This is a genomic window from Halobacillus sp. B29, from assembly GCF_052246755.1.
GTDB lineage: Bacteria > Bacillota > Bacilli > Bacillales > Halobacillaceae > Halobacillus > Halobacillus halophilus.
Genome location: NZ_JBQQCM010000020.1, coordinates 24,823 through 48,409, shown reverse-complemented (window position 1 = coordinate 48,409; position 23,587 = coordinate 24,823). Strand labels below are relative to the sequence as shown.

General features: G+C 45.8%; 20 protein-coding genes and 2 pseudogenes. 11 read left to right on the top strand and 11 right to left on the bottom strand.

Features of this window, described 5'->3' with window-relative positions; genetic code table 11:
- Positions 1-255 precede the first annotated feature (255 nt).
- Together asnB and ACTWP7_RS19185 are read right to left on the bottom strand one after the other, a co-directional pair.
- On the bottom strand, positions 256-2,097 hold the full coding sequence (gene asnB / locus ACTWP7_RS19190) for an asparagine synthase (glutamine-hydrolyzing) (RefSeq protein WP_443124557.1): 1,842 nt from the start codon (positions 2,095-2,097) through the stop codon (positions 256-258).
- Positions 2,098-2,337: 240 nt separating this feature from the next.
- A complete protein-coding gene (locus ACTWP7_RS19185; protein WP_443124556.1) occupies positions 2,338-2,697 on the bottom strand; it encodes a YisL family protein in 360 nt (119 codons plus the stop codon).
- A 145-nt stretch (positions 2,698-2,842) separates the two neighbouring features.
- Between ACTWP7_RS19185 and ACTWP7_RS19180 the strand changes: the two genes are divergently transcribed.
- A complete protein-coding gene (locus tag ACTWP7_RS19180) occupies positions 2,843-4,039 on the top strand; it encodes an ornithine--oxo-acid transaminase (RefSeq protein ID WP_014642518.1) in 1,197 nt (398 codons plus the stop codon).
- A 591-nt stretch (positions 4,040-4,630) separates the two neighbouring features.
- On the opposite strand, the gene ACTWP7_RS19175 is transcribed toward ACTWP7_RS19180, so the two are convergent.
- The 4 genes from ACTWP7_RS19175 to ACTWP7_RS19160 all read right to left on the bottom strand — a co-directional run bounded on the left by ACTWP7_RS19175 (position 4,631) and on the right by ACTWP7_RS19160 (position 8,121).
- Positions 4,631-4,783, bottom strand: a complete 153-nt coding sequence (locus ACTWP7_RS19175; RefSeq protein ID WP_443124555.1) for a hypothetical protein — start codon at positions 4,781-4,783, stop codon at positions 4,631-4,633.
- 421 nt (positions 4,784-5,204) lie between these two features.
- Complete coding sequence (locus ACTWP7_RS19170) at positions 5,205-5,717, bottom strand: GDYXXLXY domain-containing protein (protein ID WP_443124554.1); 513 nt, start codon at positions 5,715-5,717, stop codon at positions 5,205-5,207.
- Positions 5,714-6,913, bottom strand: coding sequence for a DUF2157 domain-containing protein (locus ACTWP7_RS19165; protein ID WP_443124553.1), 1,200 nt, complete (start codon positions 6,911-6,913; stop codon positions 5,714-5,716). The genes ACTWP7_RS19170 and ACTWP7_RS19165 overlap by 4 nt, the downstream gene beginning before the upstream one ends.
- 17 nt (positions 6,914-6,930) lie before the next feature.
- Positions 6,931-8,121 (bottom strand): DUF418 domain-containing protein, encoded by a 1,191-nt coding sequence (locus tag ACTWP7_RS19160; RefSeq protein WP_443124551.1) that lies wholly within the window; start codon positions 8,119-8,121, stop codon positions 6,931-6,933.
- An 85-nt stretch (positions 8,122-8,206) separates the two neighbouring features.
- Here ACTWP7_RS19160 and ACTWP7_RS19155 point away from each other — a divergent pair, with 85 nt between their 5' ends.
- The 7 genes from ACTWP7_RS19155 to ACTWP7_RS19125 all read left to right on the top strand — a co-directional run bounded on the left by ACTWP7_RS19155 (position 8,207) and on the right by ACTWP7_RS19125 (position 11,154).
- Positions 8,207-8,428 carry a spore germination protein gene (locus ACTWP7_RS19155; RefSeq protein ID WP_443124550.1) on the top strand — a complete coding sequence of 74 codons (222 nt, stop codon included), beginning with the start codon at positions 8,207-8,209 and terminating at the stop codon, positions 8,426-8,428.
- 11 nt (positions 8,429-8,439) lie between these two features.
- Positions 8,440-8,667 carry a spore germination protein GerPB gene (locus ACTWP7_RS19150; protein WP_443124549.1) on the top strand — a complete coding sequence of 76 codons (228 nt, stop codon included), beginning with the start codon at positions 8,440-8,442 and terminating at the stop codon, positions 8,665-8,667.
- A gap of 42 nt (positions 8,668-8,709) precedes the next feature.
- Positions 8,710-9,261 carry a spore germination protein GerPC gene (gene gerPC, locus ACTWP7_RS19145; RefSeq protein ID WP_443124548.1) on the top strand — a complete coding sequence of 184 codons (552 nt, stop codon included), beginning with the start codon at positions 8,710-8,712 and terminating at the stop codon, positions 9,259-9,261.
- Entirely contained in the window at positions 9,258-9,470 is a 213-nt protein-coding gene (locus ACTWP7_RS19140; protein ID WP_443124547.1) for a spore gernimation protein GerPD, read from the top strand. The genes gerPC and ACTWP7_RS19140 overlap by 4 nt, the downstream gene beginning before the upstream one ends.
- On the top strand, positions 9,463-9,831 hold the full coding sequence (locus tag ACTWP7_RS19135) for a spore germination protein GerPE (protein WP_443124546.1): 369 nt from the start codon (positions 9,463-9,465) through the stop codon (positions 9,829-9,831). The genes ACTWP7_RS19140 and ACTWP7_RS19135 overlap by 8 nt, the downstream gene beginning before the upstream one ends.
- Positions 9,832-9,900: 69 nt before the next feature.
- On the top strand, positions 9,901-10,119 hold the full coding sequence (locus tag ACTWP7_RS19130; protein ID WP_014642510.1) for a spore germination protein: 219 nt from the start codon (positions 9,901-9,903) through the stop codon (positions 10,117-10,119).
- A gap of 171 nt (positions 10,120-10,290) precedes the next feature.
- Entirely contained in the window at positions 10,291-11,154 is an 864-nt protein-coding gene (locus ACTWP7_RS19125; RefSeq protein WP_443124545.1) for a dimethylarginine dimethylaminohydrolase family protein, read from the top strand.
- A 430-nt stretch (positions 11,155-11,584) separates the two neighbouring features.
- Here ACTWP7_RS19125 and ACTWP7_RS19120 read toward each other — a convergent pair whose 3' ends face one another.
- Positions 11,585-11,992 carry a GH32 C-terminal domain-containing protein gene (locus ACTWP7_RS19120; protein WP_443124559.1) on the bottom strand — a complete coding sequence of 136 codons (408 nt, stop codon included), beginning with the start codon at positions 11,990-11,992 and terminating at the stop codon, positions 11,585-11,587.
- A 30-nt stretch (positions 11,993-12,022) separates the two neighbouring features.
- Positions 12,023-12,502, bottom strand: a pseudogene (locus tag ACTWP7_RS19115) (sucrose-6-phosphate hydrolase); the annotation flags it as partial.
- Between the two features lie 17 nt (positions 12,503-12,519).
- Here ACTWP7_RS19115 and ACTWP7_RS19110 point away from each other — a divergent pair.
- From ACTWP7_RS19110 to ACTWP7_RS19100, 3 genes and pseudogenes are all read left to right on the top strand, one after another.
- Positions 12,520-13,132: pseudogene (locus ACTWP7_RS19110) on the top strand (RNA-guided endonuclease TnpB family protein); the annotation flags it as partial.
- Positions 13,133-13,335: 203 nt separating this feature from the next.
- Complete coding sequence (locus tag ACTWP7_RS19105; RefSeq protein ID WP_443124544.1) at positions 13,336-14,100, top strand: DUF4397 domain-containing protein; 765 nt, start codon at positions 13,336-13,338, stop codon at positions 14,098-14,100.
- A 1,248-nt stretch (positions 14,101-15,348) separates the two neighbouring features.
- Positions 15,349-15,753 (top strand): hypothetical protein, encoded by a 405-nt coding sequence (locus tag ACTWP7_RS19100; RefSeq protein WP_443124543.1) that lies wholly within the window; start codon positions 15,349-15,351, stop codon positions 15,751-15,753.
- Positions 15,754-16,070: 317 nt separating this feature from the next.
- Here ACTWP7_RS19100 and ACTWP7_RS19095 read toward each other — a convergent pair whose 3' ends face one another.
- Genes ACTWP7_RS19095 through addB form a run of 3 tightly spaced genes read right to left on the bottom strand, consistent with a single transcriptional unit; the run spans position 16,071 to position 23,560 of the window.
- A complete protein-coding gene (locus tag ACTWP7_RS19095; RefSeq protein ID WP_014642502.1) occupies positions 16,071-16,358 on the bottom strand; it encodes an HNH endonuclease signature motif containing protein in 288 nt (95 codons plus the stop codon).
- Entirely contained in the window at positions 16,359-20,060 is a 3,702-nt protein-coding gene (gene addA, locus ACTWP7_RS19090) for a helicase-exonuclease AddAB subunit AddA (protein ID WP_443124542.1), read from the bottom strand.
- Positions 20,054-23,560, bottom strand: a complete 3,507-nt coding sequence (gene addB / locus ACTWP7_RS19085; protein WP_443124541.1) for a helicase-exonuclease AddAB subunit AddB — start codon at positions 23,558-23,560, stop codon at positions 20,054-20,056. Before addB ends, addA begins: the two co-directional genes overlap by 7 nt.
- Positions 23,561-23,587: the final 27 nt, after the last annotated feature.

Sequence of the window (23,587 nt, the reverse complement as noted above, 5' to 3'; positions counted from 1 at the left end):
TGACCCCCTTACCAGGAAAACCTGAATGAAGACCTTAAAAAAGAAGCGTTAATGCTTCTCTTCTTAAAGATGGTCAAAAGTGTGAGGGGTTGACAGTTTCGTTCATATCAGGAGGCTCACCAGTTCCCCCACAGGAAAGCGAGTTATTTCCCCACCAATCCTTATCCATCTAACGTAACGGACCCATTTATTTCGAAAATGAGTCTTCAAGTATTGGAAGCTTTACTGTAAGAACAACTGAGATTTTGTAGCTTTTTACAAACGTACGCGATAGGTTTTGAGCCAATAATTAATTTGACAGAGGTGGGCGATGAGCTGTGGTCCTGTCATTAACTGACCAAACCATGGGGCTCCGATCGCCTGACCTTCTGAATCATTCAGCTTCCTCACTTTGTTACGGTCGAAAAGATCGAACAGTGGAGCATTCGCATCGGCTACTATTTCATTCATCCATGTACAGACGGCTTTTGTATAAGCGGGGTGAAACGTTTTTGGATATGGATTTTTCTTTCGGAACAGCACTTCATCAGGGAGTACGCCGCGCAACGCTTCACGCAGCAAACCTTTTTCCTGATCCCCGTGAAATTTCATGCTCCACGGAATATTCCACGCATATTCCACCAGACGATGATCACTGAAAGGTACACGAACCTCAAGACTTGCCCCCATACTCATCCGGTCTTTACGCTCGAGAAGCGTCTGCATAAACCATTTCATATTGAGGTAAGACATTTGTCTGTGTTTCACCGCTTTTTCATCTTCTCCTGCCAGAACCGGCGTTTCATCGATCGTATCCTGATAACGTTTCAACATGTACGCTTCCATATTCACACTCTGACTAACATCCGTTTTCACTAAATTCATTCGTTCATCTAAGGACCGGATCCAAGGAAATCCTTTTCGCTCCTGATCTTCTTTTCTATAAAACCACGGATAGCCTCCAAATATTTCATCAGCGCATTCCCCTGATAACGCAACCGTTACATGTTTTTTAATTTGTTCACAAAACCACAGTAATGAGGAATCAACATCTGCCATTCCTGGCAAATCCCGTAGTGTTACGGCCTGCTTCAGCCTTGATATTAGGTCTTCAGGCGTCGCTTCCATCACGTAATGACGGGTCTGGTGCTGGCTTGAGACTTTCTTAATATAAGCTTCATCACGATCCGGCTGAAAAGCGCTCTTCTTAAAGAATTTATCTTGATCTTTATAATCAATCGAAAAGGTCTGCAGGGCGCCCTTTTGTTCATTTTTGTATTTTTCTGCGGCTACGGCCGTAATGGCACTTGAGTCCACCCCGCCCGATAAAAAAGTACCTAGTGTTACATCCGAAACGAGCTGCCGTTCGGAAGCATCAATAAATAACTCCCGCACACGCGCTACGGTCTCATCCCATGTGTCGGTGTGCTCGGCGCTCTTCACATTCCAGTAACGCTCGATCGAAAGCTTTCCTTTTTCCCAAAACGCCCGGTGCCCTGGACGAAGTTCTTGCAACGTTTCAAAAATGCCGTGCCCCGGTGTTCTCGAAGGTCCAAGCGTAAGAATTTCCTGAATTCCTTCCGCTCCAACCCTTGCTTCTACGTCCGGATGAGCAAGAATGGCTTTCATCTCAGAAGCAAACATCAGACCATCCGGCTGATGACGAACAAACAATGGCTTAACCCCGAGCCGGTCTCTAGCTAAAAACAGACGCTTTCTCTTTTTCTCCCAAATACTGAAGGCGAAAATACCGTTTAATCGCTCCACGCATTCTCTGCCCCACTCCATAAAACTGACAAGGACAACCTCCGTATCCGAATGAGAGCGGAACGTCCAGCCTTTCGCTTTTAATGTATCTCGTACTTCATCCGTATTATATAACTCACCGTTATAGCAAAGCACATACTGTTCGTCATGTGCCTCTCGGACCATCGGCTGTTTCCCGCCGTTCGGGTCTACAACAATTAGACGCTGGTGTCCGAAAGCTGCCGGCCCATCCAGCCACGTTTGATAATCATCTGGACCACGGTGCCGGATGGTATCGGCCATCCTTTCTAAAAGAGGGGCTTTATTCTGTACTTTATTTTTGTCATCAATCCAACCCACAATACCGCACATTAAGCTTCACCATCCTTTAAAGTAAGCTGAATCAGAAAAAACACATCATAGCTTACTATATGAAAGCGCCTGGCCACTTATTAAAAAGTTCTGCTTGACAACATAAGTGAGAATGATTATCATTATAAATGATAAAGGATATCACCCGTTCCCCCCCCAAGTAGCGGAGCTCATTCTAGGACAGTAGAAAATCCCCCAAAAAAAGCGGCAAAGCCTGTACAAGGCTTGCCGCTTTTTTTATTAAGCAGGAAGTATGCCTGCTCCAAGGAATCCAAAGCCTAAAATAATCGCGATGGCTCCTGCTATTAACAGCTGCGCCCACCAGACAGCAGCCGGTTTCTTTTTCTTATACTTCACGCATGCCATTTCCATAGCTACAATCGTCCATAGGCCGACAAGCACTTTAAAAATGATCAGGCCGCCATAGTTCGCGTAGCTTGCAAAGAGCGATCCTCCTGAATAAAGAATCAATAAGTAGTCCGCCCGCAGAATCATATGGGATATTTTTGCCCCTTTATCATTACCGCTCCGGGCAAATGTCGTAACAAGTCCCACTAAAGCAAATGCGATTACCCATGAGGTAATATGTAGATGTGCCAATGTTCTTCCTCCTTTTACATGAATCTACGGATATAATAGCACGAGTCCGTCAAAATTTCCTACCAATAAGTACCTTGGAAGGGTGAGAATAATAAAACAAACCTGTTATAATAATAAAAGATTGAAATGTAATTGGAGGGATATCATGTCAGTAAACAGTCAAGAAATCATTGATCAAACACAAGAATATGGTGCCAAAAACTATCATCCACTTCCGATCGTTGTATCGAAAGCGGAAGGCGTATGGGTAGAGGATCCAGAAGGTAACCGCTACATGGATATGTTAAGCGCTTACTCTGCAGTGAATCAGGGGCACCGTCATCCAAGAATTATTCAAGCATTAAAAGACCAGGCCGACCGTGTCACCTTAACTTCCCGAGCTTTCCATAACGACCAGCTTGGACCGTGGTATGAGAAGATTTGTAAAATTACCAATAAGGAAATGGCTCTTCCAATGAATACAGGAGCAGAAGCTGTTGAAACAGCTGTTAAAGCAGCTAGACGGTGGGCTTATGATGTGAAGAAAGTAGAAGACAACCAAGCCGAAATCATCGCCTGTACTGGTAACTTCCACGGAAGAACGATGACAGCCGTATCTCTTTCCTCAGAAGAAGAATACAAGCGTGGATTCGGTCCAACGCTTCCAGGAATTAAATTGATTCCTTACGGTGATGTAGAAGCTCTTAAAGAAGCCATCACTGAAAACACAGCCGGCTTCCTGTTTGAACCGATCCAGGGTGAAGCGGGTATTGTTATCCCTCCAGAAGGATTTTTGAAAGAAGCTTATGAGGTTTGTCAGGAAAACAACGTGCTGTTCATAGCTGATGAAATCCAGGCAGGTCTTGGCCGAAGCGGTAAAATGTTTGCCTGCGACTGGGAAGACGTAAGCCCTGACATGTTAATTCTCGGTAAAGCTCTTGGCGGCGGGGTCTTCCCTATTTCCTGCGTAGTAGCCAACAAAGAAGTACTGGGCGTCTTTAACCCAGGTTCTCACGGATCTACATTCGGCGGAAATCCATTAGCCTGCGCTGTATCTGTTGCTTCTCTCGATGTACTTGAAGAAGAAAATCTGGCCGAACGTTCTCTTGAACTCGGGGAATACATGAAGAAAGAACTGCAGTCAATCGATAATCCGAAGATCAAGGAAGTACGTGGTAAAGGACTGTTCATTGGCGTTGAAATGACAGAACCTGCGCGCGGCTACTGTGAAGAGTTGAAAGCAAAAGGACTGCTTTGTAAGGAAACACACGAAAACGTCATTCGTTTCGGTCCTCCTCTTATCATTGAAAAAGAGGATCTTGAATGGGCAATTACTCAAATAAAAGAAGTTCTTAGTCAATAAAACCCAAAAGCCTGAAGAGAAAATTTTCTCGACAGGCTTTTTTCTTACTTCGCCCGATTAAATCCTACAGTAAAGCTCCCGTTTGTTGAAGAGTTGATTTCGAGATGTTTGTTGAGCAGAAGGTCCTGCGGGGGATGATTTCGCTTTCCGGCCCTGCACAACGCAGGGTCGTTCGACGTTGCGACAGGACGTGGCGATCTTAGTCGAACATCCCTTGTGCTGATCCTCCTCAGGCTTGGCCTTCCGGGGTCTCCCTGTCATTTTCATGAGGCCACTGAAAAACTCCTTTCTGCTCAGGGTAGTTGGTGGCGCTTGATGTTGCTTCTCACGAATCGCTTATCGGTGGGTGCTTGCCGCGGGCACGGCCTCAGCTAACTTGGTCAAGAAGACCACATGACCAAGTGGATCTTCGGCTCGCGCTGTTCCCGCAGGCGTCACCAACGAACGCTCATCGTGAAAGCAACGGAGATCCATCTAAAAAAGTGCTTTTTTTGAACTTACAATAGCCAACCACTCGTAAACGATCCGTGAAACGAATGAAGAGGTAGCGGGGATAAGTTCGCTTTTGTGTAGCCTGCTTTTCATAAATCTTCAGTTGTTCAGCGGCCTCATTTTCATCCCACAGGAGTCTTCAAAATCCCCCTGCGCACCTTGTGAAATAGGTAGCTCGAAATCCTCTTCGAAGATACCTGCTAAATGAAGTTCATTAACCTGGGATCGACGCTGAATTTTCAGCGTATTCAAGTATATAAACCTCCCTATATAAACATTTAAGGCAGATCCAGGACGCTTACCTCTTTTATAAAAGGGTCCGTTATTCTCCCATGGCCGGGGTGGCGAAGGAAACGACGAGACTCCCACGGGAGAAGGAGCTAGGCGAGACCCCACAGGGAGTGAAGCGACCGAGGAGACTTGCCAGTTCCCCCGTAGGAAAGCGAGTTGTTTCCGCAGCCACCCCTCCTCTATATAAAGTAACGGACCAAAGATATCTCGAAACTGAGTCTTCAACTAACCGGCCCTATTGTTGAATAAGTCTCTTACTTCATAGAGATTCGAGGAAATCTTAGGGATTTAGTGGGCGGGTAATCCACTTTGCTCGCTTCAGGTTTTATCCAGCCAACTGATTAAAAAGAGCGCTCTTCCATTTAGGAAAAGCGCTCATTATTTACTCTGCCGTCGTTACGGAATCAATCTTTTTCTGTCCCCAGGGAGCCACGATAACTTCCACAATCAGGTCTTCCCTGTTCTGTTCATATTGCTGACCTGTGCCTTCCTCAATAAAATAACGCTCCATACCGATATCCACCATATACACTCCCCTTTGAGGATCATGCCAGTCAAGACGGGCAGGAAGGACTACCTCCGCCCCGCTCACATCAGGTTTTTCAGTGGTAGCCTGAACAAGTGTATAAAGATCATTTTCACCAGGTTCGAGCAGCAAATAAACCTTTTCTCCAGAGGCTATATCAGCGGAAATATTCCATTTATCTGTAGGAACCAGTTCCACCTCGTACGATAATGTCACATAATCACCATAAAAAGGGTCTCGTGGATCTACAGGGGCCGTTTTTAAACGTATGGATTCGCCCCATGCGTCCATTGTATAGTAAGACATGGACATCAGAATGAGAAACAGAGCCTGAAGGCAGACAATGACATAAAACCAAATGCGCTTCATGGCGTTACCTCCCCTTTGCTGACTTGTCTTCGTTTCCTTTCAAGGAAGAAGCTTAAGGCAAACAATAGAATTCCTCCAATAAAAAAGAAAAGAGAGCGGCTCATGAAGTCCCAGGCTAGCTGGAAATAAGCTATAAAGGTCGTAGCCAGAAGTGCAGCTGTCCCTTTGTTTACCCACCGTGCCACACTCTGCTGATAGCCGGAAGTTAGCCACAGCAAAGAATAAACAAACAAAATACCAAGAGACAGGCCATCAGCGAAATCGAATCGGAAGACCGGTAAGAACAATAACAGATCAATCCAATAGTAATTCGTTGAACTCATCGCGGACCGGACCACAGCTCCAACGAAAAAGACGGCCCATACAATAAAGAAATAGAAAGAGGATTCCGTCTGGACTTCTACAAAACCTTCTCCAAGAAAGAAGACTTGAAAAACTAAAATCAAAAAGACTGAAATAACACTGAACGTTTTGAGTACACGCAGTTTCCCTTTTCCAGCGGCTGCATCATCGAATAAATAAAGAAAGAGAATCAGATTAATGAGCCAGTAATAAGGATAACCGCTGCTGACAACGAAGACGAGACTTTGAATCAAGTAACCCGCTCCGAACCAGACCGAATAATCCGTCCGCTGCCCGTGCGCCGTAAACCACCCTAGACCAAGGATGAAAAGCAACCCAGTCCAGATGTGAAATTCACCAAAAGTGACCCCACTGTACACCTGACCCACCGTAGTTAGAATAGCCGCAGCTATAAAGAAAGGCGTTTCTTTACATAAGAGATACAAGCTGAATGCGGCGATGGACCAAATAAAGAATGGCAGGGCACTGAATGAAGTGAAATGATACATTTGCCCCGTCAAAAAGATCCCTGCTCCAAATATCATAAGAGCAATGAGCATTAGACTTTCCCCTAAGCGCTTGGAGTGCTTCCTGTAAATTTGCTCCCCTGCAATATAGAAGGCTAGTAAACTTCCGATGATAATCGCCATTCGAAAGATATCCGAGATCGCGGACCAATTGGAAGCGATAAACGTTAGAAACCCGAGGCCTATGAAGATGGCGGCAAAGGTCAGCAGCAGAGGTTTATGCTGACGGGCCGGATAGCGCTCCATCAGCTGTTCCCTCTGCTCTTCCGATATTATTCGTTCTTCCACCCATTCCTTGCTTTCTTTGATGAGCTCTTCACGTTTCATGGTGTGTCCCCCTCTTTTTAAGAAGCAGCTGTCTGTTTACGTTTCAGCGGTTGTCTCTTCCCATAAGTTAACGTCCTCCACAGCCACTCGAGAGGACCATAACGGTATCTTTTGAGCCATGCTCTGCTTGCGAAGATCTGCAACGTGTAAACCACCACCACAATCATTACGCTCATAATAGGTGGTACCTGTCCGTAGAGACCAAAGCCCACCGAATAAAAAAGGACAAAACATACAAGCGACTGAAGAATATAATTGGATAACGACATTCTTCCAATCCACGTCAATGGATGCAAAAACCTTGCTCCTGATTTTGTCCGGAACAATAACGTAACCGACAGCACATAAAATATGGCTGAGGCGGTGCCCCCAACACTGTCCTGCATAATTCCGACCCACTCAGGATTACCATAGAGATGAGGACCTGCTTTAAAAATAAGAAAAAGGACGCCTGTCATGGCCCACACTTTTTTAATACTTCCCAAATGAGCAGCCGGTTCGTGGAGCCAGCGCTTACGGCACACATATAAACCAAATAAAAACATGGGAAGCAGGCTGAGTGCTAAAAATGGAAGATTAGCAACATGGTTGGCATACAGCCAGTCAGAGGCATTCTGCTGCCAAATTTCGGTTAGACTCCCTGTGCCGTAGTTAGCTATAGCTTCATTAATTGATTCCTGTTCAACAATCCCCTGCAGCCGTCCGCGAATCGAGTAGAGGGCCAAAGTCATTGGCAGGACAAGAAGCGCAAGCATACTATAAGCCACGAACAAAAGCCCAGTTGTCGATAGATGGAAAAACGCGAATAAAGTAAGTCCGAGTACTCCATAAGAAAGCAGAATATCCCCATGCCAGATCAGAAAGGCGTGAACTAACCCAAAGCCGATCAATACCACCAATCTTTTAAATATGATCGGGCGGTAATCGAGATTCTTCTCATCCAGCCTGTCTTTCATCATCTGCATGCCGAACCCGAACATAAAAGAAAATAACGTATAAAAACTTGCCTGGAAAAAGATATCAATGATCGCCTGCACGGTATGGCTCAGTGATGAATCCCACGCCTGAGCGGCTCCCCCGTATAAGAAATAAGGAGCGTTAAAGGCTGGCACATTCACCATAAAGATGCCTAAAATCGCAAGCCCGCGCGCAGCATCAATCCAGTTTAATCTTTCTGACTCACCTAATGGCGACGCCTTCGAATTCATGTTTATTCCCCCTGTTAGCTTTATTTTACTTTTATTCTGTTATTTAGACAATTGCGTTTCATAAAATAAAGAAAGGAGTTTTTGCATGCCGGCAAAAGTAGGAGCCGTAAATGTGACGTCCTTATCCAGTTCCAGTATATTCAACATTGGCGACGTGTATAATATGGCCCCACAGGCATGGGTAAAAACATTTGCTGGCGGCGGGTCATTTAACACAGGGAATGGAATAAAGATTGATATTAACCGCTCCAATACCTATGTAAACGACCAGGAAGTCATTGACCAATCCTTAATTAACGATTCCTAGGAGGATGCTTCATGAACATTACCGTCCACCAGTCCATCTGCATCCATGTACTGCGTATCGGCACCGTGGCCAACTCATCGATCGTTCAAATCGGCAGCTCAGGAGTCATTCAAGCCAAAGCTGACCTCTATAATACGGGAGCTTTTAAAACCGCTGCACCAGCTGCCATGCCAGTAGAAGGAACGGTAGACATTCCAGAAGCCGAAGGTCCTTCTCTCGTTCCACTTTCCATATCATAGTCTTGTTTATTGTGCATAAAGTTAAACAGGGGGTGATCTCATTTGAACAATCATTACCAATCATGGCAGTCATGGGTTCAGCAAGTTATGAAACACATGGAAAACCAGCAGCAGCTGATCAATCAATTGACGCAGAAAATCGAACAGCTTCAAATGAATGAGAGCCCTAAGACCGTCATTGAAAAAATCGAGTATCATTTTGATCAGCTGAAGATCGATACATTGGAAGGAACTTTGCAAATTGGACTAACTCCCAACGGAACGGATGCGGCAGATATCGGTGATTTTTATGCAAATCAGGGTCAGATGCCTCCTCAGCAGGATCCCGTCCTTCACCAATTACAAAAATACATGAACACAGACATTCCCCAGTGGATGAACCAATATACCCGCGATCATGATATCTCGGTCACGGATCACCATAAGGAGCAAATTATTGCCGATGTTAGAAAACAGCTCTCTCAGAGAATAGAACACTATAAGAATCAAAATCCGGACTTGGATGACGCCGGTCTTGTCAATCAGGTCCAAAATGAAATCAGGCATTCCATAGCTCAATACTTTGATTCTTTTCAAGGAGATGGTACCTCATGAATCACATCGTTCACAACTATGGTCTCCATGTTGGACGGATCCGCGTAACGGCGGTCTCTTCCTCATCCGTCTTCATGATCGGAGATAATAAAACGATTCGCTTACAATCCTATTTTGATACACCGCCGGAATCCTTGATTATTGGTCCGTATGTTCCAATGGAAACCGACGGAGAAGCCGTGGTTAGTGATGATGGTGAAAATGTATAATCGCATGGTGTACGTCGATGAAATCGACATTACATCTGCACTGATCGCTTCTCATATTTCGATCGGAGATGTGTACCGTGCGTCTCCCTGGTCGAAAGTGCTGGCTGTACAAAAAGAAGGCTCTGAATTTATTTCCGATACGTTCAACTTTGAAGATTTTCCCGTTTTCTCACTTCAGCCCACCAGCCCTTTACCTCCAATCACCGTTCCTTCCTACAACTACCACAACCAGGCGATCTATGTAAATGATATCCATGTAACCGGGGTTTCCACTGCTGGAATCGTGCAGGTAGGAGGTATTGAACACATTGATGCCGTATCGAGAACTAAACATATTCGACTCTTAAGTGACGAACAATAGGTCCTGGTTTCGCATAGGTTGTAACTATATCGTCGAATCGAACTAATTATAAGAAGGAGGCGATCATGAATGCCGGCCATAGTCGGTCCCATCAGTATAAATAGTGTCGGCGGCGGGGTCGTAAACTTCGGGGATTCCTTCTATCTTTCACCTAAGAGTACTTCAAAGACAAACGCGGGTTCAGGTGCCCTCAATACAGGAAACTGGATTGTCTGCAACAACGGTATCAGTTCTACGAATCCTTTTGATCCTGATGTTAACGACCAGAATGTTACCGCTAATGCTTAAGCTGCTTTATTTTGAGTTAAACTAATAGTGTATAAACGGATAGAAGAAGCTCAAAGTATTTTATAACTTTGAGCTTCTTACATAGAATGAGTCCATTTCCTTATTTTTGAAGGTTTTAGGAAGGATGACCCGGGGAATTAACCATGAAAGCGCAAGATGGAGGTTATGAAGATGAAGGAATGCACACTGAGCAATAGAATTCATTGCAGAACGGAATATTCTGCTTTAAAAAAAGTGCTGGTTGCAAAACCATCCTTTATGAAGATATCGACTGTTATTAATGAAACACAAAAGCATTATGAAGATGTCAATATTGATATCCAACGTGCGCTTGACCAACACGACACCTTTGTCCATGTGCTGAAGGAGCATGGTACTGAAGTGGTTGAACTTTCTTCTCATCCTGAATTACACGAGCAGGTCTTCACGAGAGACATTGCCTTTGTGATTCATGATCAACTCTTCGTTGCTTCAATGAATGAGGAAGTGCGGCTTGAAGAGACTTCGCTTTTGAAAGAGTGGCTTTATGAAAATTCGATCCTTTTTCAGGAACCGTTTCCTTCTTCCATCGAGGGCGGGGATGTTTTAATTGACGGAAAGACTATTTGGATTGGGAAAAGCGGGCGTACTTCCTCTGAGTCTATAGAAACGTTACAAGAACAACTCCCTTCCTATACGATTGAACCGCTGGACCTTGAGGATGATATTCTTCATCTGGATTGTGTATTTAATATTATTAGTGATCATACAGCTCTTGTTTACCCTCCCTCTTTTACTGATAGTGGATTGGATAAGCTTCAGTCCAGGTTCAATCTGATTCCGGTAACTCGGGAGGAGCAATTCTATATGGGGCCGAATGTTCTTTCCATTGATGAAGGAAAGCTCATTAGTCTTCCTCAGAACCAACGGTTGAACGATGAACTGCATTCAAAGGGTTTCCAAGTCATTCCCATAGATTTCTCTGAAATTATAAAATCAGGCGGTTCCTTCCGCTGCTGTACCCTTCCCCTACTGCGCTCATCTGATAAGAAATAAGACAACCCTTAACTAAATCTACAGATTATTTCAATTATAAACCCAAAAAACTACATGGTAATTCTTACAGAAAAGCTCCCAATACTGGAAGACTCAGTTTCGAGATATCTCGTGAGAGAGTTGGGTCCTGCGGGGAACGACTCGCTTTCCGGCCCTGCACGACGCAGGGTCGTTCGACGTTGCCACAGGAAAGCGAGTTGTTTCCGTAGCCAGCCTCTCTCTATATTAGCAACGGACCAAAGATATCTCGAAACTGAGTCTTCAACAATCCGGCCCTTTTGTTGAATAATCATTAAATGAAAATCAATTAGCAAAAGCGGAAGGACTGGTTGGTCCTTCCGCTTTTTGAATGAAGAGATCGTCTCGTTCATTTTTTAGTTACACCATTCTAAAAAAGCAGATCACCAGTTGAAAATCCAAGGAGGCTTGATCATCCATTCTGCGCTTCAAGTGTAATAGACCCGAGGTTGTATAGGGTCCCGGAAGCCCCATCTGACTTCAAGTATTCCAGATCCTCTATGAATATACGGCTGGTAAAGACGGTTTCGCCATAATCACAAAAGATTTCCAGACTCGAAGAATCCATAAACAAACGGATGCGATGATTTTCTTTATATTTTCGTAGAGCATATCGCTTCGTTCCGTAGGTTTCTGCAAACGTATGAGTCATGTCAGACCGATCCAGGCAATATTCCTCCCCATTCGAGGAGAAGGTGACAGATTCACCTTTACGATTGCTGAAAGTTAGAGTAAAGTCTGGATCTACGGATAACTCCAGCTCAAACGCCCGCGAGCTTAAGTTATGTTCCTGTTCCAGTGTTTCTGCACCTAGACGCAATTTCTTCAATTCCTCCAGCGGCTGTTGAACGAGGCGGTTCCTCTGAAGGGTAACTTGCCGGGGAATCGTCAGCATGTGTGCCCACATATTCTCATCCGTTGGGTAATCGCTTTTCGAGTTACCGAGCCATCCTATTAGAATCCTTCTTCCCCGTTCATCCTCATACGTTTGAGGAGCATAAAAGTCGAATCCTTTATCAAGTTCAATGTACTGCTTCCCTTCATAGTGAAGCTTGCGAACATCCAGCGGATCACTGAGCACATAAGCGACAGAAAACACATTATTGAAATTATATTTATCGGTTTCTAACTCTCCCTGAGGTGAAAAGATGAACACCCCGTGCCCGTCCTGCTCAAAGTGATTGGGACATTCCCACATATACCCGGCATCCGGCAAGTCTGTGGTCAATTTTCCTTGAAAAGATAACTGCTGCATACTTTGTCCTTGATAAAGAGCCAGCGCCCCCTCCCCGTCTTTCGTTTCTCCTCCTACCAACATGCAGTAGATATTCTCTCGTTTAAATTTAGGAACTTCCTAAATCCAACGCTTATGTTGGCATTGATCTCGGATTGAAAGACTTCGCTGCTCTCTCGAATGGCACCACCTATCAAAACCCACGATACCTACGTAAGACCGAAAAGAAACTAGCAAAAGCTCAACGTATCCTTTCCCGAAGGGAAAAGGGATCTTCGAATTGGCATAAGCAACGTATTAAAGTAGCTAGACTTCACGAGAAGATAGCGAACTCCCGCAAAGATTATCTGCATAAGATTTCTACCGAAATCATCAAAAACCACGATGTGATCGGTGTAGAAAATCTCCAAATTTCCAATATGCTCAAAAACCGAAAACGATCCAAATCGATTCGTGATGTGAGCTGGTCGATGTTCACGTCTATGCTCGAATACAAAGCAAAGTGGTACGGGAAGCAGTTGGTAACTGTATCGAAAGTTTTGGCGAGTTCTCAGCTATGTTCCAAGTTGCGGATACCAAAACAGGGAGGTAACGAATCTCGCTGTTCGAACGTGGAACTGCCCGAATTGCGGATCCCACCACGACCGCGACCTAAATGCGAGCTTCAATATATTGAAGGAGATTCAAAGAATCCTTACAACCGTCGGTGCGACGGGGCTAGCCTAATCATGTGAATGAACCGTTAGATTCGTGCTCTTAGGAATCCCCCAACTTCAAGGAGTGTCAGCGAGTAAGTGGGGGTAGTTCAAGACCTCTACCATCTACCTCATTCTATTAAGTCTTAGAGCAGGATTTTAAAAACGAGGGTCTCATTTCTGAGAATTTGAATAAGCTTATTTGGGGAGTTATTTTATGAAAGGAGCCTGCCCATGTATAACTATGACCCTTGTGATCAATTAGCGTGGAATGCTGCCAAGTACGATATGCTGTCAAATTATTACAAGTACTCCAATCCTCAGAAGCACATCTATTATTACCAAAGACATTTAGAATGTATGCAACGCTGGATCATGATGCAAGAACGGGGTGAAAACTCCGGTATGATGGGGATGAACAGTGAAGCGAAGGTCCGTGTACTCCACGCTTCGCCAGATGCTCCCGCCGTAGATATTTATGTGAACGGCCAGAAGGTTCTTGAAGGCGTTACGTATAAGCAGCAAAGTGAATATTTAAGTGTCCCAGCAGGTCAATATCAAATCGATATTTATCCTTCTGGAGAAATGAACCAGGCCGTCTTATCGCAAAACGTCTCGGTCGAAGCAGGTAATATGTACACGGTGGCTGCTGCCGGCAGGTTGAACAATTTGCGGCTGATTGCCGTCGCAGACAACGACAGTATCTCGTCTGGAAATGCTAAGGTACGCTTCTGGCATTTATCACCAAATGCACCAAACGTAGATATTGCGGTACAGGGTGGAGATGTGCTCTTCCGTAATGTACCATTCGGAAAAGCTACCCGCTACTTGACCCTGCCGCCGACGACCGCTAATCTTGAAGTCCGCGTGGCAGGAACAAATCAGACAGCTTTAACTATTCCAAATGTAACCTTAAGTCCTAACCAGGCTTATACAGCTGTGGCCGTCGGCTTAGCTGGTGGCGATCCTCCTCTTGAAGCTATTTTTCTTCAGCCTTAAAAAACAAGCAGCGATTCCTCAGGTTTCGCTGCTTGTTTTTTATTGTGCTTATAGGCGAGTGCCCCCACCCAAGCAAAGCATAATCTTTTTTTAAAAAAAGCTCTGTTAAAGCTTATTGTTGATTTTCCATAAAAGACTTATTACACAATAGGGCCGTTTAGTTGAAGACTCAGTTTCGAGATATCTTAGGTCCATTGCTGATATAGAGAGGGGCTGGCTACGGAAACAACTCGCTTTCCTGCGGGGAAACTGGCAAGCCTCCTCGCTCGTTTCACTCCCTGTGGGGTCTCGCCTAGCTCCTTCTCCCGCGGGAGTCTCGTCGTTTCCTCCGCCATCCTATGTTTGAGGAGTGAACGGACCCTTCCATAGGCGATAAAGCGGTGCTTGCCCCGCCTTAAATGCTTCTATGGCAGGAATTATCTACACATGCACGCTTATTGTTAGAAGTTTATCTCTATCATAAACCGGTGCGTTTCGAAGAGAGATTTCGAGCTCCATATATCGCAAGCTCCGGAGGGGGACGGTGAAGACTCCCTGTGAGATAAACTTGAGGTCGCTGAAAAACTGAAAATTCATGAAAGGTAGACTCCAAAAAAAGCAACCTGGATGGATTTATTCCCTCCAAGCCGCTTTTCTTTTGCTTTTATAAGTTCAACAAAACCCCTCTTTTTAGATGGATTTTCGTTGATTCCACGATGAGCGTTCGGTGGTGACGCCTGCGGGAACAGCGCGAGCCGAAGATCCACTTGGTCAAGTGATCTTCTTGACCAAGTTAGCTGAGGCCGTGCCCGCGGCAAGCATCCACCGACAAGCGAGTCGTGAGAAGCAACAACAAACTTCAAAAACTCCCCTGGGTAGAAAGTAGTTTTTCAGCGGCCTCATAAACATGATCGGTGAGACCCAGGAAGGCGCAAAGCCTGAGGAGGCTCAGCACATGGGAGGTTCGACTAAGACCGCCACGTCTTGTGGCAACGTCGAACGACCCTGCGTCGTGTAGGGCCGGAAAGCGAAATCGTCCCCGGAGGACCTTCCGCTCCTCCAATGTCTCGAAACTGAGCCTTCAACAAACGGGAGCTTTACCTTAAAAGGATCACTGAGGTTAGCAAATCCTTAAAAAAGACGGAAAAATAGCAATTCTTATCTGGAGAATTTTGTGCATTGACGCACTAAATAATCGCTAATAGAATGTGGTCACGATTTTAGAGAAGCATCTCTAACGTCAATCTATTTGGAAGGGAGGAGTACCTCATGCTTTATCGATCCATGGTTTACCTATTCGGAATGCTTGTCAACTTTTTCGGAGTCGCCCTGTTAATTAATGCTACACTTGGCGCAGGATTTTGGACATCCTTTTTTATTGGAGTTTCTGATCATCTTGGTTTCACGGTTGGATTCTGGTACGGTGCTTTTCAACTGCTGATTATTTTTATTAATGCGAAACTAATGAAGAATCTCCCCGAGGTAAGAGCCGTAGTACCAGTGTTTATGGAAAGTTTGATTCTTGACTTTTGGCTTGAGATTGTATTCGCAAATGTCGATCTATCGACAGCCCCATTTATTCTGCAAATCGCAGCCCCTTTTCACCGGTGTAGCGATTATCGGACTCGGAGTGGCTATTTATATTCTACCTCAGTTTCCGCGTGCGCCAGTTGATCAGTTGTTCTTAGCAGTCAGTGCGCGGTTTAACTTGAGCCTCCAAACAGGTCAAACCCTGGTTGCGGTAACCATGACGTCTCTTGCCCTGCTCATTGGAGGCCCAGTGGGACTTGGAACTCTTGCGCCAATGCTGTTTCTCGGCCCTGTGATCCAGTATTGTTATACTAGGGCCTATCCACTTTATTATAAAATTCATCCTGACGGTGAGCGAGTATACCAACAAGCTGTATAACGAGATAACATGTGAAAGCCGCATGGTTCAGAATAGAACCATGCGGCTTTTTTCATTGATCTTTAATTCGGACGGTGTGTGGTTATCTACGGCGTCTGCGGTTGGACTTTCTGGTGGTGACTTCCTTTTGAGGATCCTGCTTTTTAATCCAGCTCAAATATTTTTCCATATCGGGATGTTCACGCAGACGCTCAAGAGTATGATAAAAGTTCGCGAGTTCTTCATTGGTGAAAAGAGCATGAATTTGCCGGTGACAGGCACCGCACAGCCATACTGTCACGCCCATGGCTCCGCCGTGCTGTCTTGGAATTAGGTGGTGTTCCGTCGTTTTGACAGGCGTACGAAAACACAATTCACATGTACCTTCCATTTAATCGACCTCCACAAGTACCGACCCTTCAAACAAGTACAGACAACTCTTACGAACCGGCTCTTTCCAAATTTTTTCTAATGCACACCGGTACATCTCTATTTGGGTGCGGTAGCGGTCTTTCATGGTTTCTTCTACCGACTTCTTCTCAGGGTCAATTTGATCAGATTTGTAATCCAGGATCATCCAACCATCTTCATAAGGAATCATGGCGTCAATAACCCCCTGGATGAAAACCAGTTCATTTTCTGGTGACTCCCAATCAGGATACACTTCATGAGCCGGCAGCGTCAGACTGAACGGCACCTCGCGTTCCACATGTTCCGCTTCGAGTACAAATTGCCCCACAGAGGTTTCAAAGAAAGCCGCCACTGCTGCTGGATCGATAACGTCTGCTTCCTCTCGACGAAGCACGTCTTTAAGGACCAGATGTTCGACAAACTCTTCCACCTCTTCAGCACTGTGTTTATGGGACAACGGAATATGCTGCATGACGGTATGCATAGCGCTTCCTTTTTCAGCCGCAGACAATCTTTGATCCGCCTGCATAAACCTTGGCCGTTTCTGGATTGGAGCCTGATAAGGAACCAGCAGCTGGTCGCTTGAATACTCATCTTTTGTTTCGCGCTGCCTTTTAATTTCTGTAACGGTCTGTTTAGCCCGCGAGTAGGCTGCTTTATGATGAGGATAAACGAAGCTTAACCGCTTCTCGACCATATCTTTTCCTTGAGCATAGTCTTCTGCGGGCTGCCACTCTTCAATCGCTGTGCGCAGCTCCTCATCCCTTGTCTCCTGAGATTCATCAAGGACAGCGAATTGACTGCCGTGCGCTATATTAACTTTCCACTCCGATGTGTCTGCATAAATGTCCTCTGATGTGGTCACTTCAATACTGCCGCGGAGCTCTTCCGCGTGCCGATGACGGATCAGTGCAGGCCCTACCCAGTCCAGGTAGGATTTAGCATCGAGCCGATCATGAGGCGGCAGCACCCATTCCGGTGAATCCAGAAACGTCTGCCACTTTTCCTGTTTTTTATCAAAAGAAGCAACATTTCCGACCATAACCAGCTTTTCCTTGGCCCGGGTCATCGCTACATATAAGACTCGCATTTCCTCTGCCAACAGTTCTCTTCGCTTGGCCTGCTTTAAGGCGTGATAAGCAAGTGTCGGATACATCAGCCGCTTATGGGGGTTTATATATCTTGAACCAAAACCATAATCTTTATGAAGCAAGTAACGATCCTTCAAGTCCATCATATTGAACTGTTTATCCATCGCCCCTAAGATGACGACAGGAAACTCCAGACCTTTACTTTTGTGAATGGTCATAATCCGGACCACGTCTTCCTGTTCGCCAAGAGCACGTGCCGCTCCCAGATCATCGCCCCGCTCTTCCATCCGTTCAATGAACCTCAGAAATCGGAACAGTCCTCGGAAGGATGTAGTCTCATAGGACCTCGCTCTGTCATAAAGAGCACGGAGGTTAGCCTGACGCTGGCGTCCGCCTGGCATGCCTCCCACGAAATCATAATAACCCGTTTCTCGGAAAATATCCCAGATCAGTTCCGATAAAGCTCCCTGCCTGGCCCGCTCTCTAAAGCTTTCAATCAGTTTAAAAAAGTTTGCTACCTTCCTGCCTAATTCATCATTTCCAGGATACACTTTCATAGCTTCGTAGTAGCTGACCCGCTTTCTGGCGAGTCTCAGCCTTGCCAGCTCGTCCTCATTCAGTCCGACGATAGGAGACTTCAGAACAGAGGCGAGAGGTATATCCTGCATCGGATTATCAATGACTTTCAATAGACTGAGCATAATCTTAATTTCAATTGCTTCAAAATAGCCGGTCGAAAGTTCCGCATAAACCGGAATGCCCTGCTGTTTCAGTTCATCAACGATCATCGGCGCCCATGTCATTGAACGCATTAACAGGACAATATCCCGGTACTGAATCGGGCGCTTCGTTCCCGTTTCCTTATCCATCACTTCAAGCGGAGGTTCGTCGTCATGACCGAGCCATTTTCGAATCATCTGGCCGTAAGCTCTCGCTTCTAACTGGGCTTTCTCCAGGTCTTTATATTCTTCGTTCTCTTCCTGTTCATCCTCTTTGGATTCCCGATCGATCACAAAGAGTTCAGCTTCTGGACTTGAAGGCGCCCATTCGTCATACGTTTGATTACTGTAGATAAGCTCGGCTTCTTTCTCATATTCCATTTCCCCGACCTCTTCATCCAGCACCTGACGGAAAATATAGTTGGTCGCGTCCAGCACCTGCTTCCGGCTTCTAAAGTTGCGGGCTAAGTCAATCCGTTCGCCGTCGTTTTCAAGATAGCCGTAAGCCTTATATTTTTGGAGAAACAAGGAAGGTTCAGCATGACGGAAACGATAAATACTCTGTTTCACATCCCCCACCATAAATAGGTTCCCGGCTTCCGGAGCATCGGTTAATAAACGAAGCAGTGTCTCCTGTACCAGGTTCGTATCCTGATATTCATCAATCAGCACTTCACTGAACTGCTGGTGAAAGCCGGCTGCTACAGAGGAAGGAACGGGCTGTGCCGGCGTCGAGGATTCATCAAGCAGAATCTGAAGACAGTAATGCTCCAAATCGGAAAAGTCCACAATTGCTTTTTCTTTTTTTAACTGTTCATAGCGCTGCTTGAAATCTTTCACCACTACAGCCAGTTGTTCCATGACCGGATAAAGTTCCTGCATATCCTGTAAATAACTGTTTAAAGACCTTGAAAACCACTCATCCCGCATTTCATTCCAGCGCTTCTTATAGCGGTCACGGATTTTTTTGGCCTGCTCTTTCTTCTCTTCATTGCATTCCATCTTTTTCTTAGAAAGGGTGGCAAAGGACTGTTCACTAATATACGATTGCAATTCTTCCCATGAGTGGGCCATCGCCCCTTTAGCCTGTTGAATCATCTCTAGGTCGGAGTCAGCGGTTTCCCCGTACGTATAAGGACCATCCGGTTCTTTGGTAAGATCCAAAAATTTATGAGCTTCCGCTTCCATCGCTTTTAAGTGACTGCTGACTTCCTCTTTCAATAGGTGAAGCCATGGAAGCTGATCTTCTCCATCTACTTCCTGTACGTTGTACATCTGCACCATTTGATCCAGCCATACTTCCGGCCAAGGATTCTGCGTAGCAAACGTGTAAAGTTCAAGAATAACCTTCTCTACATCCAGATCACTGCGATCACTCGAGAAACGGTCGACAATATCAAAGAATCTCTCCTGCTCTTCCCCTTCTTTTCCATACCAGTCCTCAAACAGCTCCTCTAATACTTCCTGCTGAATAAGATCGGCTTCTACCGTATCGGCAATTCGAAAGCCCGGGTCAAGGTCAAGCCGGTAAGCATACCTGCGCACCACTTCCATACAAAAAGAGTGCAGCGTAGAAATCGATGCATTCTGTAGCAGCGACAGCTGTTTCTTCAAATGATGAGAGCCTGGATTTGCTTCCAGCGCTTTACTTAACGCCTGCCCCACTCGATTTCTCATCTCCTGCGCTGCTGCATTCGTAAACGTAACGACCAGTAAAGAATCAATGTCCGCTGGCTCCTCTTCATGAAGCAGTTTTTGAATGATCCTTTCAACAAGAACCGCCGTCTTCCCAGAGCCAGCGGCAGCAGCTACCAGAATATTCGAGCCATGCGTATAAATCGCCCGCTCCTGTTCTTCTGTCCAACTTACCAAGCAGATCCCTCCTCTCTATTTATCATTCGTTCCAATACATCTTCATCTTTCAGTTCTTTCAGCTTCCGGAAATTGTTCTCCTCAAGGGTAGGGTCAAATTGACAGACGGAACGGTACGGGCAGAAATTACAGGCACTCTGCTGTTTCTGCTGGTAAGGATTCAAATCCACTTTGCCGTCCGTAATATTTGTGCCCGCACGGCTCATCAGCTCCCGAATGTAGTGGCTCAGCTGCTGGAAACGTTCGGCATCAGCGGTTTTAGAATTTTTATAAAAACCGCCTTTCGCTTTCAGACCAGCCGGCACAATCTGGCTGTGGCCTTTCTCAAGCCCTGTATCCATCATCTGGATGATACGCTCATTTTCAAGCAGCAGCCCCTGCATTTTGAACTTCTTGAAAATCTCTTCTTCAATCGCCGCATCCTGAAGCATCCGGCTGCCTGTAATCATCGGATTATGAACGTGGAAGTATAGAACCCCGGCCGGCGAAGCTGCCGTTCCAAGCCAGTGCTCGGCGTTAGTGAGAACCACGTCCAGATAAGCGAGCATCTGAAGGGACAGACCATAGTAGACGTCCATCAAACTCAAGCCCTTGGCACTTGATTTATAATCTATAATTCTCAAGTAAAGATCTTCTTCCGTTAAGGCTTTATCCACACGGTCAATCCGGCCGCGCAGCATCAGTTCATAACCATTAGGTAAATCAAGTGAGAGCGGCGGAAGTTTTGCATCATTACCCGTTCCAAATCCTAATTCCAATCCCACAGGTGAAAAGTCACTGCTTCTCGCCTGCTCACTCAGGACAAACGCGGCACGTGCGATGACCTGCTGCAATTTCTTCTGGATATATTGATATCGATTGGAACTGTGCAGGATCTGATTTTGAAGGACCGGAGCCAGCTGCTCAGTCGCTTTAGCGGCATAGCTGTTCGTTTCCTCTTTGTTCAGCTGGGCAAAATCCCGGCCTTCTCCTTGAATCCACTCTGTAATCTGCTTTAACGCCTCATGGAAAAGCTGACCGATATCCGGAGCATCCAGTTTATACGTACGGCGCTCTTCCAGGTTCAAACTGTGTCTTGCAAAATATTGATAGGAGCAGCTGTGATAGGTTTCAAGTCTCGATACACTCGTTTTCACCTGCTTATCAAACAGCTGCCCCGTTGTCTCTTCCCCGAGATCCACCGGCTGATTATTGTAAAACAGACTTTCCAGCACGCGGTGTGTTAATCCATTGGGATCTTCCCGTTCGATATACCAATTCAGCACACTCCACCACACAGGCTGCATGGCATATCCTTTTAAATACCTGGCCAGCTGTGATGTAAGCGCTGATCTCGTTTTAACCGGGGTCGTAATAAAACGTTCCGCTTCATGAAGATCATCTGGATCCTGCAGCAGGACATGGTCTTTACAGGAAGGAAACAGCTCTTCCAGTCTTTGAATAATCGCTGCCGGAATTTTTGATTTACCTTCTTCATTGCTTAAAGGATAGCTGACCCACAAGCGGTCTTTAGGCATGGTCAGGGCTAAATACACATAAAAGCGGTCATCGAGCAATTGCCTATTGCTCCCGTCTGCGAGCTGCAGTCCATGTTCAGCCAAAAGAGAACGCTCCTGTTCGGAGATCATCCCGTCACTAGGCGGTTTCATCGGCCACAGACCATCGGTGACCCCTAACAAAAACGAGGCCTTAATGCCCGTGATTCTGGACCGGTCCACACTTCCTACAATCACGTGATCCATGCTCGGCGGCACATGGGCGAAATTAAGAGATTCGAGTCCGCTGTCCATCGTATTCCGGAACACCTGGAGAGACATTTTTCCTTCTCCTGCCATTTCCACCATTTCGTCAAGAAGCTGAAGGAAAGCATCATAGACCTGCTCTTGTTCCCGGCCTCGCTCAATCTCACCGCTTTCATCATAGCGGTTACGCCATTCTTCCAGCTGTCTGGGTACTTGCAGATGTTCAAGCCAATCATAAATAACAACGGCTTTCTCTTCAATCGTAACTACTGCGCGAAGTCGTTCATCGAATTCCTCCAGCGCTTCGCGTACCTGCTTCCGATACGCATTAATCCGCTGTTGTTTTTGCTTTTCCTCATCGGTCTGAGAAGCTTGCTCAAACCCTCTAAATCGCTGATAAATCCAGTCCTGGTTTGAGAACCATTGAGTCCTCGAGCGGATGCCGTATTCCAGAACATAGTTCTCCAGCTCATCGATCGCATTTTCATTAAGCGGATGTATCCGATCCGTCGCCGGGATAAACCCAGTTTTCAACAGGCGGAAAAGCGCATCGTACCGAAAGTTCCCTTCTACCACGTCGAGCCCTGAGCGGATGAGCTCAATCATAGGGTGATTCAGCATCGTCCTTTTTTCATCAATAAACACTGGAATTCCGTAGTCATTAAATAAGGTTTCAATTAAGCTGTGATAAACCTCAGGTTCCCGCATAAGAATCGCCATATCCTTATAACGATAGCCCTCTTCACGTACCAGCCGTAAAATTTCCTGGGCCGCGCCTTCCACTTCGGCACGGGGATGAACAGCCTCCGCAATGTGAATTGGTGCCTGCCCTTCAAAAGCAGGAGCCGGGTGCTGATCAAAATATTTCTCCAGATGCTGAAAGGCCGGCTGATCCTTCATGCGACCTTTCGTGTGATCGAGAATGACCACCTCATCCACCTGAGAGCCAGCTATCCTTGTAATTTCCTTTAAATTCAAATACGTTTCTTTCGTTTCATGGAAAAGATCAAGTTCCGGATTTGAATCTCCCTCCGGCCGTTCCGTCGTAAGGGTGACGTGAACCTTGTCCACCTTTTTCAATAGCTCTTCCAGTACACCGCATTCCTGTGGCGTGAAACTATGGAAACCATCAATATAAACTTCAGCGCCTTCCAAGAAGCCTGCTTCCGGAATTTTACTGGCGAGCAGCTGCAATTGATCTTCGCTGTCTATGTACTGCTCACGTAAAGCATCCACCAGGCGGTCGTAAATATAATTTAAATCATCAAGTTTATCTCTTAACCCTTCTTCCTGGGTCGTCGTATGCTGAAAGCGGTCGAGCCCTTCCATTTGAGCATGAAGGTCTTCTGGAGTAATACGGTACCGCTTGAATTCTGTGATCATACCTTCCAGCTGTTCAATGAACCCCTGCTTTTCAATCGCCTTCTGAAATACTTTCCAGTCGGACGTACGCTCTTCCACAATTTTACGAAGCATCATCTGGACACCGGTAGACGTCAAAAACTTTTTCGTACCGCCCCCGGTCTCCTGCAGAACCCTCCAGGCAAGGCGTGAAAAGCTGAACACTTGCGCCCGGATCGAGCCTTCAATCCCCTCTCGTTTCAGCAGCGCGTATTCCTGCTGAAACGTCATTTGTTCTGGAACAATATAGATAATAGGAGGCCCTTTAGGGTCTTCTTTTAACCTGCCTTCAATTTCTTCTAAACATCGTGTGCTTTTCCCTGCTCCTGAGCGGCCGAGCAATAAACGCATCCCCATAAAACACACTCCTTCCTTCCTTTTCCT

Bases quoted from the DNA above. Each gene is read 5' to 3' on its own strand.
- asnB (WP_443124557.1), bottom strand. From the start codon at position 2,097: ATGTGCGGTATTGTGGGTTGGATTGATGACAAAAATAAAGTACAGAAT.
- ACTWP7_RS19180 (WP_014642518.1), top strand. From the start codon at position 2,843: ATGTCAGTAAACAGTCAAGAAATCATTGATCAAACACAAGAATATGGT.
- ACTWP7_RS19170 (WP_443124554.1), bottom strand. From the start codon at position 5,717: ATGAAGCGCATTTGGTTTTATGTCATTGTCTGCCTTCAGGCTCTGTTT.
- ACTWP7_RS19165 (WP_443124553.1), bottom strand. From the start codon at position 6,913: ATGAAACGTGAAGAGCTCATCAAAGAAAGCAAGGAATGGGTGGAAGAA.
- ACTWP7_RS19160 (WP_443124551.1), bottom strand. From the start codon at position 8,121: ATGAATTCGAAGGCGTCGCCATTAGGTGAGTCAGAAAGATTAAACTGG.
- ACTWP7_RS19155 (WP_443124550.1), top strand. From the start codon at position 8,207: ATGCCGGCAAAAGTAGGAGCCGTAAATGTGACGTCCTTATCCAGTTCC.
- ACTWP7_RS19150 (WP_443124549.1), top strand. From the start codon at position 8,440: ATGAACATTACCGTCCACCAGTCCATCTGCATCCATGTACTGCGTATC.
- ACTWP7_RS19140 (WP_443124547.1), top strand. From the start codon at position 9,258: ATGAATCACATCGTTCACAACTATGGTCTCCATGTTGGACGGATCCGC.
- ACTWP7_RS19135 (WP_443124546.1), top strand. From the start codon at position 9,463: ATGTATAATCGCATGGTGTACGTCGATGAAATCGACATTACATCTGCA.
- ACTWP7_RS19130 (WP_014642510.1), top strand. From the start codon at position 9,901: ATGCCGGCCATAGTCGGTCCCATCAGTATAAATAGTGTCGGCGGCGGG.
- ACTWP7_RS19125 (WP_443124545.1), top strand. From the start codon at position 10,291: ATGAAGGAATGCACACTGAGCAATAGAATTCATTGCAGAACGGAATAT.
- ACTWP7_RS19105 (WP_443124544.1), top strand. From the start codon at position 13,336: ATGTATAACTATGACCCTTGTGATCAATTAGCGTGGAATGCTGCCAAG.
- ACTWP7_RS19100 (WP_443124543.1), top strand. From the start codon at position 15,349: ATGCTTTATCGATCCATGGTTTACCTATTCGGAATGCTTGTCAACTTT.
- ACTWP7_RS19095 (WP_014642502.1), bottom strand. From the start codon at position 16,358: ATGGAAGGTACATGTGAATTGTGTTTTCGTACGCCTGTCAAAACGACG.
- addB (WP_443124541.1), bottom strand. From the start codon at position 23,560: ATGGGGATGCGTTTATTGCTCGGCCGCTCAGGAGCAGGGAAAAGCACA.